Origin of the sequence: Clostridium sp. MCC344, from assembly GCF_018785365.1 — a bacterium.
In the GTDB taxonomy this organism is placed as follows: domain Bacteria; phylum Bacillota; class Clostridia; order Lachnospirales; family Lachnospiraceae; genus Pilosibacter.
Genome location: NZ_WQPQ01000080.1, coordinates 577 through 15,236 on the forward strand (window position 1 = coordinate 577; position 14,660 = coordinate 15,236).

Annotated in this window: 18 protein-coding genes; 2 read left to right on the top strand and 16 right to left on the bottom strand. The window is 48.2% G+C overall.

Annotation, left to right across the window (positions count from 1 at the left end):
* From GPK90_RS16475 to GPK90_RS16510, 8 genes are all read right to left on the bottom strand, one after another.
* On the bottom strand, nucleotides 1-211 hold a 211-nt coding region (locus GPK90_RS16475), incomplete at its 3' end, for a hypothetical protein (RefSeq protein WP_215703476.1).
* Nucleotides 212-676: 465 nt separating this feature from the next.
* Entirely contained in the window at nucleotides 677-943 is a 267-nt protein-coding gene (gene rpsR / locus GPK90_RS16480) for a 30S ribosomal protein S18 (protein ID WP_015552975.1), read from the bottom strand.
* An 87-nt stretch (nucleotides 944-1,030) separates the two neighbouring features.
* Nucleotides 1,031-1,525 (bottom strand): single-stranded DNA-binding protein, encoded by a 495-nt coding sequence (locus GPK90_RS16485; protein ID WP_117567660.1) that lies wholly within the window; start codon nucleotides 1,523-1,525, stop codon nucleotides 1,031-1,033.
* An 18-nt stretch (nucleotides 1,526-1,543) separates the two neighbouring features.
* A complete protein-coding gene (gene rpsF / locus GPK90_RS16490; RefSeq protein ID WP_117551872.1) occupies nucleotides 1,544-1,831 on the bottom strand; it encodes a 30S ribosomal protein S6 in 288 nt (95 codons plus the stop codon).
* Nucleotides 1,832-2,071: 240 nt separating this feature from the next.
* Nucleotides 2,072-3,574 (bottom strand): tripartite tricarboxylate transporter permease, encoded by a 1,503-nt coding sequence (locus tag GPK90_RS16495; RefSeq protein ID WP_118531571.1) that lies wholly within the window; start codon nucleotides 3,572-3,574, stop codon nucleotides 2,072-2,074.
* Nucleotides 3,575-3,590: 16 nt separating this feature from the next.
* On the bottom strand, nucleotides 3,591-4,118 hold the full coding sequence (locus GPK90_RS16500) for a tripartite tricarboxylate transporter TctB family protein (RefSeq protein WP_118531569.1): 528 nt from the start codon (nucleotides 4,116-4,118) through the stop codon (nucleotides 3,591-3,593).
* A gap of 3 nt (nucleotides 4,119-4,121) precedes the next feature.
* The gene (locus GPK90_RS16505; RefSeq protein ID WP_118531567.1) at nucleotides 4,122-5,258 is read right to left on the bottom strand and encodes a Bug family tripartite tricarboxylate transporter substrate binding protein; all 1,137 of its coding nucleotides are present in this window, start codon (nucleotides 5,256-5,258) and stop codon (nucleotides 4,122-4,124) included.
* Nucleotides 5,259-5,501: 243 nt separating this feature from the next.
* The gene (locus GPK90_RS16510) at nucleotides 5,502-6,860 is read right to left on the bottom strand and encodes a sodium-dependent transporter (RefSeq protein WP_118531565.1); all 1,359 of its coding nucleotides are present in this window, start codon (nucleotides 6,858-6,860) and stop codon (nucleotides 5,502-5,504) included.
* A gap of 275 nt (nucleotides 6,861-7,135) precedes the next feature.
* On the opposite strand from GPK90_RS16510, the gene GPK90_RS16515 reads away from it, so the two are divergent.
* A complete protein-coding gene (locus GPK90_RS16515) occupies nucleotides 7,136-8,041 on the top strand; it encodes a LysR family transcriptional regulator (protein WP_118531563.1) in 906 nt (301 codons plus the stop codon).
* 159 nt (nucleotides 8,042-8,200) lie between these two features.
* Entirely contained in the window at nucleotides 8,201-8,707 is a 507-nt protein-coding gene (locus GPK90_RS16520) for a shikimate kinase (RefSeq protein WP_118531561.1), read from the top strand.
* A 23-nt stretch (nucleotides 8,708-8,730) separates the two neighbouring features.
* Here GPK90_RS16520 and GPK90_RS16525 read toward each other — a convergent pair whose 3' ends face one another.
* From GPK90_RS16525 to GPK90_RS16560, 8 genes are all read right to left on the bottom strand, one after another.
* Nucleotides 8,731-8,871 carry an alcohol dehydrogenase catalytic domain-containing protein gene (locus GPK90_RS16525; RefSeq protein WP_118531615.1) on the bottom strand — a complete coding sequence of 47 codons (141 nt, stop codon included), beginning with the start codon at nucleotides 8,869-8,871 and terminating at the stop codon, nucleotides 8,731-8,733.
* A 265-nt stretch (nucleotides 8,872-9,136) separates the two neighbouring features.
* Nucleotides 9,137-9,916 (bottom strand): SDR family NAD(P)-dependent oxidoreductase, encoded by a 780-nt coding sequence (locus tag GPK90_RS16530; RefSeq protein ID WP_118531559.1) that lies wholly within the window; start codon nucleotides 9,914-9,916, stop codon nucleotides 9,137-9,139.
* 17 nt (nucleotides 9,917-9,933) lie between these two features.
* Nucleotides 9,934-11,157, bottom strand: a complete 1,224-nt coding sequence (locus GPK90_RS16535) for a UxaA family hydrolase (RefSeq protein WP_215703477.1) — start codon at nucleotides 11,155-11,157, stop codon at nucleotides 9,934-9,936.
* A gap of 12 nt (nucleotides 11,158-11,169) precedes the next feature.
* The gene (locus tag GPK90_RS16540; RefSeq protein ID WP_346011286.1) at nucleotides 11,170-11,514 is read right to left on the bottom strand and encodes a UxaA family hydrolase; all 345 of its coding nucleotides are present in this window, start codon (nucleotides 11,512-11,514) and stop codon (nucleotides 11,170-11,172) included.
* A gap of 216 nt (nucleotides 11,515-11,730) precedes the next feature.
* The gene (locus GPK90_RS16545; protein WP_118297323.1) at nucleotides 11,731-12,447 is read right to left on the bottom strand and encodes a GntR family transcriptional regulator; all 717 of its coding nucleotides are present in this window, start codon (nucleotides 12,445-12,447) and stop codon (nucleotides 11,731-11,733) included.
* Entirely contained in the window at nucleotides 12,448-12,645 is a 198-nt protein-coding gene (locus GPK90_RS16550) for a DUF951 domain-containing protein (RefSeq protein ID WP_015552966.1), read from the bottom strand.
* Nucleotides 12,646-12,745: 100 nt separating this feature from the next.
* A complete protein-coding gene (gene mgrA / locus GPK90_RS16555) occupies nucleotides 12,746-13,735 on the bottom strand; it encodes an L-glyceraldehyde 3-phosphate reductase (RefSeq protein WP_215703478.1) in 990 nt (329 codons plus the stop codon).
* Nucleotides 13,736-13,885: 150 nt separating this feature from the next.
* On the bottom strand, nucleotides 13,886-14,608 hold the full coding sequence (locus tag GPK90_RS16560) for an NAD-dependent protein deacylase (RefSeq protein ID WP_118531553.1): 723 nt from the start codon (nucleotides 14,606-14,608) through the stop codon (nucleotides 13,886-13,888).
* Nucleotides 14,609-14,660 lie beyond the last annotated feature (52 nt).

Consider the following 14,660-nt stretch of genomic DNA (forward strand, 5'->3'; position numbering starts at 1 on the left):
ACTCAAAAAGATTAATCGACATCCCACCCGCGTTCAATTCAGTAAGCATACTCACATCAAGATGCTTTAAATTCGGTGTTGAAGTAATTGATAAGTTCTTCAGCTTCAAATTGTGGCTTAAGTCAAGAGAGTTTATAGTCACCCCTTTCGACACCTTTTCACGAACCGCAAACCAATGTGGGAACAGCATAGCCGTGTACTGTTTCTCCATAAGACTTCCTCAGAAGGCTAAAAAAAGGTCCAGAATAATGTCCTGGACCTTTCAATGACTTCTCGAATAGTGTACTGCCCTTCCACATTGCTGTTTCTTTTTTTGACTTTTCCTCTACGTAGTATAAATGGCGTCAGCAAAAAAGTCAATTTTCAGACATAAATATCCTTAATTATCCTTAAAAGCAAGTTTCATGCAGTTCCTTATATTTTCCCTGCTTTCAGAAAAAACAAATTTCTTTTTCTTGTTTCGATTTAATGTCAATATCAATCATAGCTCCATCTGGTGAACCTGATCTTCACGCGAACGTGCATCATTGGCATTTAGCGCCTTTTTGTGTAACAGAAAATTCCCTGCTGCGCAAAAAAGGATCCCACATGATCTCTCATATGGAATCCTCGAATGATGCTTCAAATTAATTAGATAAAACCTTACTTTATCAGTGAAAATCCTTATTCTAAGGAATTATTCACATGTGTACGGCATAAGAGCGATATGACGTGCTCTCTTGATAGCTACTGTTAAAGCTCTCTGGTGCTTTGCGCAGTTGCCAGTGATTCTTCTCGGAAGGATTTTTCCTCTCTCAGATACGTATCTCTTTAACTTGTTTACGTCCTTGTAATCGATCTCGCCGTTCTTATCGCCGCAGAATACGCAAACTTTTTTTCTTCTATGCATGCCGCCTCTTCTTACTCTGGAAGAATCGGACTTGTCACCTTTATTGAATGCCATTTTAAATTACCTCCTGTTAGTTTCGTTATACCAGTCCACTCACAACACCTTAGGAGTAAGGCACCGCTTTTCCGAAGACTGATTCGTTTAGTTGAATGGAAGTCCTTCGTCCTCGACTCCATCCGGAATATTCATAAATCCATCGCCGATCGCACTGGACGGAGCAGGTCTTGTTGCCTGCTGGTAGCCGCCGCGATTACCGCCGCCATAGCTGTTTCCGCCGCCAAAGCTGCTGTTGTCGCCGCCCTGACCCTTACTGTCAGCGAATTCCTGGTCATCTACAATGATATCCGTTGTATAGACCTTCTGGCCATCCTTATTTACATAGCTTCCGGTCTGGATTCTTCCGGAAACCAGTACACGCATGCCCTGGCGGAAATATTTCTCCGCGAACTCACCTGCGCGGTCAAAAGCTACGATGTTGATAAAATCGGCCGTCTGGCCCTGATCGCCGTCCTGGTTTCTTCTGCCTCTTCTGTCAACTGCAAGTGTATATCTTGCGATCGCCATAGAGCGCTCGCCCTGGGAATAGCGTACTTCCGGGTCTCTGGTTAATCTACCCATAAGGATAACTCTGTTCATATTCTCACTCTTTCTTTATTAAGCGTCCTGTCTTACGCAAAGATAACGGACAACCGGCTCCATAATACGGATATGAGCCTCTACCTCGTTCGGGCAGTTTGCCTCGCCCTCAAAGTGGATGAAGTAGTAGAATCCCTCTTTGCTCTTCTGGATCTCATATGCAAGTCTCTTCTTGCCCCATTCGTCCACATCAACGACATTGCCGCCGAAACGTGTGATATAGCCTTTCACCTTTTCAAGTGCGGCTGCTCTTTCGTCATCTTCAAGTTTTGCGCTAAGAACAACTGCTAACTCGTATTTGTTCATAGTTTCATAAACCTCCTTCTGGTCTTCCGGCCCCCGATTTTCAGTATCAGGAGCAAGGATTTTTTACATGTCACAGGTAATAATCTTAGCAAAAAAAAGCAGGAAATGCAAGCACTTTTTGCCTGATTTCCTGCTCTTTTTATACTTTTTTCATTCCTTACCATCTTTCACACCGGTGAGAGATCCTGCGCCGGTCGAAATTTGGTGATCCGGCCTGTTTTTCAGAAGTTTTATCTGAAATTACGCCGTTTTTCTTGAAAAGATGCCTTTTACTTTATCGATATACGGCTTCGTCCACGGAATATTTCCAAGCAGGACGAATAATGTACAGATCGAAAGCACGATCGTGATCGGATGTCCGAACATCGCCATAAACGGGTTGTCGGAGGACGATGCCAGGGACACGGCCTGACGGAAATTGGAATCCATCATCTTTCCGAGTACCATCGCAAGGATCAGCGGGGCAACCGGATAATCGAACCGGCGCATCACGAATCCCATCAGTCCGAAGAAGAACATGAGTCCCACATCAAACAGACGGTTGTTGCACGCGAAGGAACCGATCACACAGAGGCTCGTTACCACCGGGATCATGATATTCTTCGGGATCGTAATGACCTTACAGATCCTCGGGGCAACAATCAGTCCTAACAGTAAAAGCGCAAAGCACGCGATGATTCCCGCTACTACGATCGAGTAGAAGGATTCTTTGTTCTGGGTGATAAATAACGGACCCGGCTGTAAACCATGGACATAGAATACAGAAAGAATGATCGCCGTGACCGCATCGCCCGGAACCGCAAGTGTCAGCATCGGGATCAGCGCACCGCCGATGCAGGCGTTGTTGGAGGACTCACTCGCCACGATTCCTTCGACCGCGCCTTCTCCGAACGGAACCTCCGGATCTTTCACGAGGCGTTTTGCCTCATTATAGGCGATAAAGGATGCCACCGGTCCGCCGGCTCCCGGAAGAGCTCCGACTAAAAGACCGATCGTCGATGTATATAAGGAAAGTTTCCAGCTCTTTAAGATCTCTTTCAAGCTGACTTTCGTCTTTTCCATTGCAAGGACGTTCTGCTCCTGCTTCATGTTGTATACAACAGAGAGAACTTCCGCGAATCCAAAGAAGCCGACGAGTGCCGGTACCGTGCTGACGCCGCCGGTAAGGTTCTGGATCCCGAAGGTCAGACGTTTTGTTCCCATTAACGGGTCAAGTCCGATCATGCTGATCACGAGACCGATCATAACACTGATCAGGCCCTTCGCGTAGTTCTTCGTGCTGACGGATCCGACCGTCGCAAGTCCGAACAGAGCTAACAGGAAATAGTCCATTTTTGTAAATTTGATCGCAACTCTGGAGACCGGCTCTGCGAGAAGTCCGAGTGCCAGAAGTCCAAATAAGCTTCCGATGAAGGAATAGATCGTTGCGGTAAACAGTGCTTTGTAGGACTGCCCTTTTTTCGACATCGGATATCCGTCAAGCGTTGTTACAACGGAGGACGGAGCGCCCGGAATGTTGATCAGGATCGCCGATACCGCGCCGGAGAATACTCCGACTACATATACGCCCATGATCATCGCAAGGGCGTCTGAATGTTCCCAGGTATAAGTAATGGATACAAGAAGCGCTGTCGCCATGGACACGGAAAGTCCCGGGATCGCGCCTACAAACAGACCAGCCACAGAACCAAGGAGAACCATGAGGATAAACCGCGGATCGACCACGGATAACATCTGTAACATTTTCCCTTTCTCCTTTCTATGGCAGAAGCACATGTAAGAATGTGCGGAATGCAAGGCTTAAAAATAATGTAGTTCCGATCGGTACAAATACGAGGACCGGGATCTTTCTGACGCCCATGAAGATCATCATGGCGATCAGGAACACGATGGTCACAACTTCAAATGTTGAAAATGTGTACGCAAAAGATAAAATTCCGATGGTCACATACGGAACTTTTATAAAAGCAAGTGCTGCATAGTAGAGCACACAGAGGATCAGCGCGATCACGACCCAGCGCCGCTTTTCTGTTTTTTCTTCTTTTGACACCTTCTTGTCATTCGGAACCGCGGCTTCTTTTTTCATTGCCGTAACTCCCTCTCCGACGATCCATAAGGACAGACCGATCATGGCAAGCGCCACGATGAGCGGAAACAGATACGGGGACTGCGCCCAGCTCTTGTTAAATCCCTTTGCGTAGGATGAAAGAGAATACGAGAGCAGCACAAGGCCGCTCCCGCAAAATACAATTCCTTCGACGATCAGCGAATGAATTTTATTCTTCATTGATTATTCTCCAATTCTCTTGATGCCGAACTCTTCCGGACTCTTTTCAGCAACACCGTTGTCATACTGTAACCAGCAGATAACAGATTTCCAGTTGTCGTAGAATGCCTGGATGGAAGCGTCATCTGTATACTCTTTATATACCGGATCAGCTGCATTCTGCTCTACGAACTCTGTCCACTCCGGATCAGCAAATACTTTCTGGGATGCTGCCTTTAATACGTCGACAACCTCCTGCGGAGTATCGTTGTTTACAACGAAGGAAAGAAGTGTGTACGGGATATTTAAGTACTTCTCAGCTTCCGGAACTGTCTCTGTGAATGCCGGGATATCCGGGTAAGCGTCCATTCTCTTGTCAGAGAATACTGCTAACGGTTTTACGTCGCCGCTCTCGATATAGCCGCCAAGTGTGGAGATGTTCGGGTTTGTAAAGTCAACCTGTCCGCCGATAACTCCGAGAAGTGCGTCATTACCGGAATCAAAGCTTGTCATTGCTACTTCATAGCCGAGCTCCTTTAATACGAGACCCTGGTTGTGTCCGCTTCCTCCAGGACCGGAGTGGGACATTGTGATCTTGCCCGGGTTTGCCTTGATATCGTCAAGAAGCTCTTCCAGTGTGTTGTACTTGGAATCTTTGCCAACTACGAGAACCTTCGGATCGCCGACTAACGGGGAGATAACGGTGAAGTCATCATATCCAAGGTCGCAGATGTTCATGGTTCTGTAGGTTCCCATTGTCTCTGCACAAACAAGAAGTGTGTAACCGTCGGACGGCTGCTCTTTTACGAACTGGCTGCCGATGGATCCGGATGCACCGCCCTGGTTGGTAACCGTGATCGGCTGTCCTAAATACTTCTCAAGCAGAACTGCCAGCTTTCTGCCCCATGTATCGGTTGTTCCGCCTGCGCCGTAAGGGATGATCATTGTGATCGGCTTTGTCGGATAATCAGCAGTTGCAACGAGATCGCCGGCTGCCTCTGCGGTGCTCTCTGCGTTTTTCGCTGCCTCTGTGGTTGTGTCTGCTGCTGTTGTTTCTGCTGCTGCGGTTGTCTCAGTCTTGGAAGATGTTGAGACGCTGCATGCAGTCAGGGACATGCACATCATAGCTGCTGCCATGCCCAGTGCGATCATTTTTTTCATTGTGGTACTCTCCTCTTTTTTAGTTTTTGCTTCCGCCATCAAACTCATAACCCCGTGCTGACGCACTCACTGCCTGAATTTACAGGCTTTTTGTTTGTTAATGGCAAAAGAAAAATGAAGCTCTGCCAAGCAGCTGCTTATTTTTCTTTTGCGCTCATTATAACACACTGTTTTTTCAGAATCAATATAAAAACTTTTCCACTTTAAAGTTTTTATGCGTATATCACATTAAATTGTTAAGTCTTACGCCAGTCCCTGGATCAGGATCACCAGGATCAGGACCGGGAGAATATAGCGGAAATAGATCTTTACCCACTTCGCTTCCGGCATCTTAAGTCCCGTTCCATGGTTTGCTTCCGCAAGATACTTATCGTATCCCCAGCCCCACTTGCTCACGCAGAACAGGAGATAGACCAGAGATCCCAGCGGAAGGAGCAGGTTGCTGACCAGGAAATCCTCAGAGTCCAGGACATCTCTCGCACCGATAATGTGCAGACTGCTCCACACATTATATCCGAGTACGCAAGGCAGGCTTGCGATCAATACAAAAATACAATTTAATATAGAAGCTTTCTTTCTGCTCCATCCAAAGTTGTCCATGCAGCTGGAGAGCAGGTTCTCAAACACAGCAATGACTGTGGAAAAGCTCGCCGCCGACATGAATAAGAAGAACAGCATTCCCCATATCCGTCCGCCTGCCATGTTGGCAAACACATTCGGCAGAGTGATGAAGATCAGCTGCGGACCGGCATCCGGCTGTACCCCGAATGAAAAGCAGGCCGGGAAGATAATGAGTCCGGCGGAAAGTGCTACCAGCGTGTCGAGACCGCAGATCCGGACCGCTTCGCCCGCAAGTGTGTGGTCCTCGGACATATAACTTCCAAAGATCTCCATCGCCGCGATGCCAAGACTCAATGTAAAGAATGACTGGTTCATGGCGCCCATGATCACGGAGCCGAGTCCGACGTCCGCCGCACGCTTAATATCCGGAAGAAGGTAGAAGCTGAGTCCTTCTTTCGCTCCCGGAAGGATCAGGCTGTGTCCGGCCAGCACAAGGATCAGGACGAGCAGAGCTGCCATCATCCATTTTGTGATCTTTTCAAGTCCGTTCTGAAGTCCCCTGCTGCAGATAAAGAATCCGGCAATGACCGTTACTGCCATCCAGAGACCCATCTCGCCGGGATTGCCGAGCATTTCCCCAAATACTCCTGCCACCTGGTCTGCATCCATTCCGGTGAAAGTTCCTGTCGCAAACTTTACAAAGTAGCTGAGCATCCAGCCGGAAACCGTCGTGTAATACATCATCAGAAGATAACAGCCGATCATACAGAACCATCCGTGTACATGCCACCGGCTTCCCGGCTTTTCAAGTGCCTTGTAAGCACCGACAGCACTCTTTCGTCCCGCACGACCGACCGCAAGTTCCATTGTAAGGACCGGAACGCCCATACAGAGCAAAAACAGCAGATAGAACAGGACGAATACTCCGCCGCCGTTCTGTCCCGCCACATACGGGAACCGCCATACGTTTCCGATTCCGATCGCGCAGCCCGCGCTCACCAGTAAAAATCCCAGGCGCGAACCAAAATTTTCTCGTTTCATGATATAACTCCCCTTTTCCATCTCCTGTCGGCTTTTATGCCGTCAGGGGTTCTTGACGCCGATGATGCTTCGCAGCCCAGATCGGCAAAATCCGCAGCCCCGACGTCAGTAACCTTATGATACTGCCCGATAAAAGGATTTGCAACCGCGCTTTTTGTATGGTATCATAAGGAAAACTTATGTTATGCAGGAATCATCGATCATTTTCATCAAACATGTGGAATTTATGTATATTCTTCAGGCGATACAGAATTTTTTGAGAGGAAGTTTCCGTTATGAATACAAACCAGCTCCGATATTTCGTGGCTGCCGCCGAGTGCCGCAGCTTCACGAAAGCAGCCGATCAGTTTTATATTACGCAGACCGCGATCACCCAGCAGATCCATGCCCTGGAGGACAGTCTCGGCGTCCCGCTCTTCGACAGGACAAGCCGTCCGATCACACTGACTCCCGCAGGAAGCGCCTTTTTGAACGATGCCAGATCCATCCTCGACCGGATCGACCAGGCGGTAAACAGGATCCAGGAGGTTTCTACCGGTATGGTCGGTACACTCCGCATCGGATACACGAAAGGGTTTGAGCGGAGCAATTTTTCCAGCTCGCTGCGTTTCTTCCATAATAAATATCCGAATATCCTCGTCTCCTGCTACCGGCGGAACACAGATCTTCTCGCCGCAGGGCTCCTGAAGGATGAATACGATATTATTTTTACATGGGACAGTACCGAGCTTGTAAAGAATGATTCCATCGAATACCGGCTGATCGAGCGGAGTCCGCTCATGGTTGCGGTCTACGGCAGCCATCCGTTTGCCGGGCGGTCATCTCTGCGCCGCACGGAGCTTCACGGGGAACGTCTCCTGTTTATGACCCCATCCAGCACCGGCGATTCCGTCAGTGATCTGCGTTTTTACGAGATGTACGAGCGAGCCGGCTACCACCCGGATATCTTTTTCCGGTCCAACGACGTCGAGAGTATCCTCATGATGGTGTCCGCCGAAGAGGGGATCTCGATCATCCCGGCTTACGTCACTCAGAAACTGACGAACGCCGATAACCTTGTCTTTATTCCGTTGATCGGCGAGGAGGAAGTCGTCGAGATCATCGCCGCCTGGAAGAAAGCGTCCGGGAATCTGGCTCTTCAGCAGTTTCTGGGACATCATCCACTTCTGAAGGCGGAATAGCTGCTGCAGTGCTGACTCATAAGTTGCGTTTCCTCTGTTTTTATGGTATTTTATATGTGTTTTTACTGATTTTACGGTCAATCTGCATTTTCACATGAGCGGTTTGGAAATTATGAGATCTGCTGAAGTGATATGCTCTTATTATAGAAAGGATTCGATATGGCAAGAAACTGTCCTATTATTTTATGCGGCTTTACAAGCAGCGGAAAGACCACCATCGGAAAGCTGCTCTCCGAACGTCTTGCACTTCCATTTTACGATACTGACCAGATGCTGATCGAACATTATCAGATGACGATCCCGGAAATCTTTGCCAAAGGCGGCGAAACACTTTTCCGCGATTATGAACACGAGATCGCCCGCCGGGTATGCACACTTGGTCAATCCGTCGTCTCCACCGGCGGCGGCATGCTGACCTTTGACCGGAATGGCGAGATTCTCGCCAAAAACGGAATGATCTTCTACATTGACCGCCCATTTGAGGACTGCTATGCCAATCTTGCACAGCATCCGGAGCGGCCGTTGTTTAAGAATCATACAAAAAAAGAAGTTCAGGATATGTACCTCATTCGCCGTGATCTTTACCGCAAATATGCGAAGTTTGATATTAAAAACACGGGTACGGCAGGCGAAGCGGCTGAAAAAATCTGCGATTTATTAAAATAAGGATTTGCTGTTACGATCATTCCCTATTTGATTCCATATTCATTTTCATCCGCCTCAACAACGCGGGCTGAAAATTCATGTCCAGGAATTCTGGGATAGGAAACATACGGAAGATTTCCACGGTAAGTACCAAGATCACTTCCACATATTCCACCATATAAAATGTAAAGCGGACATTCGCAATCCGCTTCGCTACTTGCTCATGAACGCAGTCGCTTCGCGATCTGTCAGTGGGAGCTTTCAACTCCCACTGACATAAGCATCCCACTCACCCACCGCTTAGTGCTCCGCGCACTTGAAGCGGGGGAATGCTTATCTGCGTTCAAGTAATGCTGTGCCTTTTTCACGTACCGGAACATCGTTCTGAAGCACCTCAACCTTTCTGGGTTCAAGCATTTTTACTGTCTTCATCGTACTTTTTCCTCCATCTTAGAATCCGATCAGTGCCCCGCCGTCAACCGGAATACATGTACCTGAAATATATCTCGCCGCATCACTGCAAAGGAATGCTGCGCACATACCGACATCCATCGGATCTCCAACACTTTTTGCTGGAATACGCCCCAGGATCTTCGCGAGACGCGGCGGATCATTGTCCACGGCTTTGTGGAACATCGGAGTATCGATCCAGCCAGGTGCGATCGCATTCACTGTGATCCCGTATTCCGCCACCTCCGCTGTCAAGGTATGGATCAGACCAAGATATCCTGCTTTTGCAGTAGAATAGCCACATACCTGCGGCTGTCCAATATAGCTTGTCATGCTGGCCTGGAAAATAATTCTTCCCCATCCCCGTTCCTTCATCTGCGGGATAAAGGCCTTTGTCAATGCAAATGCACCGACAAGATGAACATCCAGGACATTTTTATAGTCCTCCACGCTCATATCCCAAATATATTTCTTGCAGTGATTTCCGGCATTATTCACCAGAATATCAACCGGTCCCTGTTCTTTCTGAATTCTGTCTGCGATTACCTGTGCATGATCCGTATCTGTGATATCAAACTGGTAGAAAACTGCTTTTCCGCCAAATTCCTTCAGGATCTCATTTCCCTTCTTCTCATCTGTCCGGCTCAATGCGATCACTTTTGCGCCGGCACTGACCAGACATCTTGTGATCGCAAGTCCCAGACCGGTGATTCCTCCCGTCACAACTGCTGTTTTTCCGGAAAGATCATACCATTTCTGCTGTTCTGTAAAAGCTGCCATGATTTCCTCCAGATCCCCTATATTTCTGTCTTTTCACATTTTCGAAATGCAACTTCTTTTTCCTGATACTTATATGGCACAAAGTATTCCCGATGTCCCAATTCTTCACCTTTAGATAGATTTCCCTTTGCTACCTGTACCACATAATCCATCAGCCGGTCCGCCTGTTCATCCTGTGTACATTCTCCGTACAGAACAGGACTGGCGTCAAAGTCCATATCCCCATTCATTCGTCGGAATGTCTCCCGGTTTCCCGTGATCTTGATGCATGGGCTTACTGCGCTTCCGACAACATTTCCTCTTCCTGTAACTAAAAAGACAATGTGAGCGCCGCAGCTGATCAGATCCATCAGACCTTCCGAGTCATTCGGATTTGTGATCCCGAACTGCATCCAATAGGGATCCGGTGTCGAATCCAAAAGCCAAAGGCCATGTCTTTTCGGCGGGCACGAGACTTTGATCACTCCCTCGATCGGACTGGAACCGCTTTTGATCACCGCTCCCATACTCTTTTCTTCGATCGTCGAAAGACCGCCGGCAAAGTTTCCGGGGCTCACCGAATACTGGCGCACGGATTTACAATACTCCAGTGCCTTGTCGTATGTATACTGGATCTCCTCTTTCGCGGTCTCAGATGCCGCACGGGATGTCAGCAGCCAGTCAAGGCCGACTGCCTCAACGATCTCCTCAAAGATCGCGGTACCTCCGGCTTTTACAAGTTGATCAAAAAGGCGGCCGACTACAACATTTCCGGCAAGTCCGCTCGTATAATCACTTCCGCCGCATTCTGCTCCGATTACCAGATCCTGCAGCGCCATCTGAACTCTCGGAGTATTCTCCAGCTCTTTCAGCGCCTCACGAACCCAGGCGACTCCTTTTTTGATCGACGGAACCGTTCCTCCTTCATCCTGGATCCGGATCCAGGATGAAATTTTCTCTTCCTGAAGTGCGATCTTTTCCAGCCATTCCGGCTGAACATATTCGCATCCGAGTCCAACCGTAAGCACCGCACCTACATTTGGATGACGGATCAGACTGATCAGCATATTTACAGCATACTGATTATCCGTGCAACCATCAAATCCTAAAAGTTCCACTTCCGGATGATGGACTTCATCCACGATTTTCCTTGCAACATGCTCTGCACATTTTACTGTATAGATCACAAGTACACGATTTCTGATCCCTTTTCTGCCGTCTTTTCTCTTATAGCCCATCCAGGAATTTTCTGTGTGATTCATGTCCGTTCTCCATTATTCATAGCGTGTATCTTTCGGCGCTCCTGTATGCACATCAAGGTGGCTGGACCGCTGGTCATAAATGCTGCACATGACATGCAGATGAACCCACGTCCCCTGACGGATATCTTTCGTTGCACGACCGATCACAACCCCATATTTTACGATATTTTCTCCAGCCGCAATATCTGTCAATGCCACCTTATGCCCCGCAGGGATCTCTTCTCTGACTGAAAGCTTTTTTTCCCGGCTGTCGCCAAGAAGTCTTACGGTCCCCGGTTCCAGCACTTTCAGAGCCGTTGCCACATTATCCCGCTCATCAATCTGAAACGCTGTCATTTCATCTTCCATTTTGCTCATCGTCAGAACTCCTTCAGGTCGTCTTTCTGTTACATGTATCAGATAATTTCATCATACTCTCACATTTTGTATTTGTCAATTTGATATATTTACATATTTTTTGTCTACATATTTGGCGATATGCACAAAACAAATGCAGTCAAGCAAAAAGCGACCACGATCGTATATTCCGATCAGCAGTCGCTTTTATTTCTGATTTGTCTCAAAAAATATTTCTTATGGTCTGAATCCGATAGGATCCTGCTCTTTCTTCCGGAGCCAGTCTCCATATGACGCAAACGTGTCAAGAGATCCTTGTTTTGCTTTTCTTAAATGATTTTTCATCTTATCTGCAGCATCTTCATATCGATCTTCAAGAAGAGCATCAATAATCTCCGCATGTTCCGGTTTTGACTGCATCAATCGATTCAGGTCAAGACTTGTAAGAACGCGAAGACGGGTATTCTGATTATAGATCAGCTCCATCGACATCCACATATATGGATTAGGACTGTTCCGAACAATATATTGATGGAATTCATCATCCAGAGTAAACATTTCGATCAATCGTTTTTCTTTCGCCGCATCCATAACTTTCTCCGGCGTAATATCAGTTTCGAACTTTTTCTTATATTCCCTCAGTTTTTCCTTATCCAGACGGTTTCCATACATCCGGATCACATATGGTTCTACCATGCATCGCATTTCAAACACAGAACTGATATCATTCATATTCACATCCGAGATGCGAATTCCCTTTTTAGGCATAATCACCAGAAGATGTTCCTGTTCCAGCCGGCCCAGAGCGTCTCGAATCGGCGCCCGGCTATATCCCGTATCCTGAAGCAGTAATTCTTCATTCAGGACCTCATTTGGGGCATATTCGCAATATAAGATCTTATTTTTTATGATCCGGTATGCCTGCTGTTTTAGTGTTTCTCTTCCAGTCTCCATTTACTTCACTTCCGTCCCGTCCGGTTTCCGGAGTCCTCTGGTGTTTTTCTCCACCAATCGTCTCGTAACCATCACCATGTGGCCGCAGCCCATGCATTTCAGGCGGAAGTCCGCGCCCACGCGCAGGATCTCCCACTCCTGACTGCCGCACGGATGCGGTTTCTTTAATTTTACAATATCTCCTACCTCATATACCATCATTCTGTCTCCTGTCTTTTTTCCGTCCCGGACCAGCAGTTACAGTACACGGGCACTCCATGTCCGCGCACTGTAACTGGAAAAAGTAACGACCAGCAGCCTATGCCAGAATTTCGTCAATCCTCTTCAGCTCATCCTCGGAGAAAGCTGTATTTTTTAACGCCGCAAGACTATTGTCCAACTGGGAAACCCGGCTCGCTCCGACCAGGACCGTCGTCACCTCCGGCCGGCGTAAGATCCATGCGATTGCCATCTGCGCCAGCGTCTGACCACGCTCTGCAGCAAATTGATTTAATTGTCTGATTTTTTCTAATTGTTCATCCGAAAGGTATCTCTGTGCGACGGTCGTTCCTGCACGCGAAGCGCGGGAGTCCGCCGGGATCCCCTTCAGATATTTATCCGTCAGCGCACCCTGCGCCAGCGGGGAAAAGCAGATACAGCCGACGCCGTTCTCATCAAGCGCGGAGAGCAGTCCGTCCTCCACCCAGCGCTCCAACAGGTTGTAGCGTGGTTGGTGGATCAGACACGGAGTTCCGTTCTCCTTTAGGATCTTCACCGCTCTTCTCGTCTCTTCCTCTTTATAGTTGGAAAGTCCGACATAAAGTGCTTTTCCGCTGCGGACGATATCACTGAGCGCACCCATTGTCTCCTCAAGAGGCGTCTCCAGGTCCGGTCTGTGGTGGTAAAAAATATCCACATAATCGAGTCCCATGCGTTTCAGGCTCTGGTCAAGACTCGCCATCAGATACTTTCTGGATCCCCAGTTGCCATACGGGCCCGGCCACATATCATAGCCGGCTTTTGTGGAGATCACAAGCTCATCGCGGTATGTACCGAGGCAGTCCTTCAACGCCTGGCCAAAGTTTTTCTCCGCAAGTCCATTCGCCGGATGACCGTAGTTATTCGCGAGGTCAAAGTGTGTGATCCCGCAGTCAAACGCATGGCACAGGATCTCTTCCTGGTCTGCGATCGTCTTTTCCAGTCCAAAATTCTGCCACAGTCCCAGCGCGATCCGCGGGAGTTTTAACCCGCTTCTTCCACAGCACTTATATTCCATCGAATCATAACGATTTTCTGCTGCCTGATACATTCTGTCTCCTCCCCGTCTCCTGCCGGACCATATCTTTTCCTTTCATCGTATGAATCCCTTATGTATGTTTCCGGCTTTTTCTATTCCATCATAAACACCTGCAGTCCCTGTTTTCAGGTCCTTTATTTTTTGTATCCCCGATTTCCGTACTCAGACTCCGACTGCATCCCCGAGCACTTCCCCGATCGGTCCGCTGATCACAAGGTCAGCGCGGCTGTCCATCGGCGTCACCGACTTGTTGATCAGGATCAGCTTATGTCCTCTGTAATAATCGATCAGTCCTGCCGCCGGATATACAGTCAGGGAAGTTCCTCCGATGATCAGAACATCCGCATTTGCGATATAATTTACAGACTTTTCGATCGTCTCCGAACCCAGTCCCTCTTCATAGAGCACAACATCCGGCTTGATTGTTCCTCCGCAGGTACATTTCGGCACACCTGTGGAATTTAAGATCGCATCCAGACCGTAAAATTTTCCGCAGCGGGTGCAGTGATTTCTGAGGACAGAACCGTGAAGTTCCAGAACTTCTTTGCTTCCCGCCTTCTGATGGAGTCCGTCGATATTCTGCGTTACGACTGCCTTCAGCTTTCCCATCTCCTCGAGCTTTGCCAACGCTTTGTGCGCCCGGTTCGGCTCCGCATTCGGGAACAGCATCTTATTCCGGTAGAACCGGTAAAATTCTTCCGGCTTTCTCATATAGAAGGAATGGCTGAGGATCGTCTCCGGCGGATAATCGTATTCCTGGTTGTACAGTCCGTCTGTACTCCTGAAATCCGGAATATGGCTCTCCGTGGACACACCTGCCCCACCGAAAAATACAATGTTGCTGCTCTCATCCAGCCACTTTTTTAATGTTTCCCGCTCTGTCATGACAGATCTTCTCCTTCCTATTATAAAAGTATTCTCAATCAACCGTTCACAA

Coding starts and splice junctions, on each gene's coding strand:
- rpsR (WP_015552975.1), bottom strand. CDS start 943: ATGGCATTCAATAAAGGTGACAAGTCCGATTCTTCCAGAGTAAGAAGA.
- GPK90_RS16485 (WP_117567660.1), bottom strand. CDS start 1,525: ATGAACAGAGTTATCCTTATGGGTAGATTAACCAGAGACCCGGAAGTA.
- rpsF (WP_117551872.1), bottom strand. CDS start 1,831: ATGAACAAATACGAGTTAGCAGTTGTTCTTAGCGCAAAACTTGAAGAT.
- GPK90_RS16495 (WP_118531571.1), bottom strand. CDS start 3,574: ATGTTACAGATGTTATCCGTGGTCGATCCGCGGTTTATCCTCATGGTT.
- GPK90_RS16500 (WP_118531569.1), bottom strand. CDS start 4,118: ATGAAGAATAAAATTCATTCGCTGATCGTCGAAGGAATTGTATTTTGC.
- GPK90_RS16505 (WP_118531567.1), bottom strand. CDS start 5,258: ATGAAAAAAATGATCGCACTGGGCATGGCAGCAGCTATGATGTGCATG.
- GPK90_RS16510 (WP_118531565.1), bottom strand. CDS start 6,860: ATGAAACGAGAAAATTTTGGTTCGCGCCTGGGATTTTTACTGGTGAGC.
- GPK90_RS16515 (WP_118531563.1), top strand. CDS start 7,136: ATGAATACAAACCAGCTCCGATATTTCGTGGCTGCCGCCGAGTGCCGC.
- GPK90_RS16520 (WP_118531561.1), top strand. CDS start 8,201: ATGGCAAGAAACTGTCCTATTATTTTATGCGGCTTTACAAGCAGCGGA.
- GPK90_RS16530 (WP_118531559.1), bottom strand. CDS start 9,916: ATGGCAGCTTTTACAGAACAGCAGAAATGGTATGATCTTTCCGGAAAA.
- GPK90_RS16535 (WP_215703477.1), bottom strand. CDS start 11,157: ATGAATCACACAGAAAATTCCTGGATGGGCTATAAGAGAAAAGACGGC.
- GPK90_RS16540 (WP_346011286.1), bottom strand. CDS start 11,514: ATGAGCAAAATGGAAGATGAAATGACAGCGTTTCAGATTGATGAGCGG.
- GPK90_RS16545 (WP_118297323.1), bottom strand. CDS start 12,447: ATGGAGACTGGAAGAGAAACACTAAAACAGCAGGCATACCGGATCATA.
- GPK90_RS16550 (WP_015552966.1), bottom strand. CDS start 12,645: ATGGTATATGAGGTAGGAGATATTGTAAAATTAAAGAAACCGCATCCG.
- mgrA (WP_215703478.1), bottom strand. CDS start 13,735: ATGTATCAGGCAGCAGAAAATCGTTATGATTCGATGGAATATAAGTGC.
- GPK90_RS16560 (WP_118531553.1), bottom strand. CDS start 14,608: ATGACAGAGCGGGAAACATTAAAAAAGTGGCTGGATGAGAGCAGCAAC.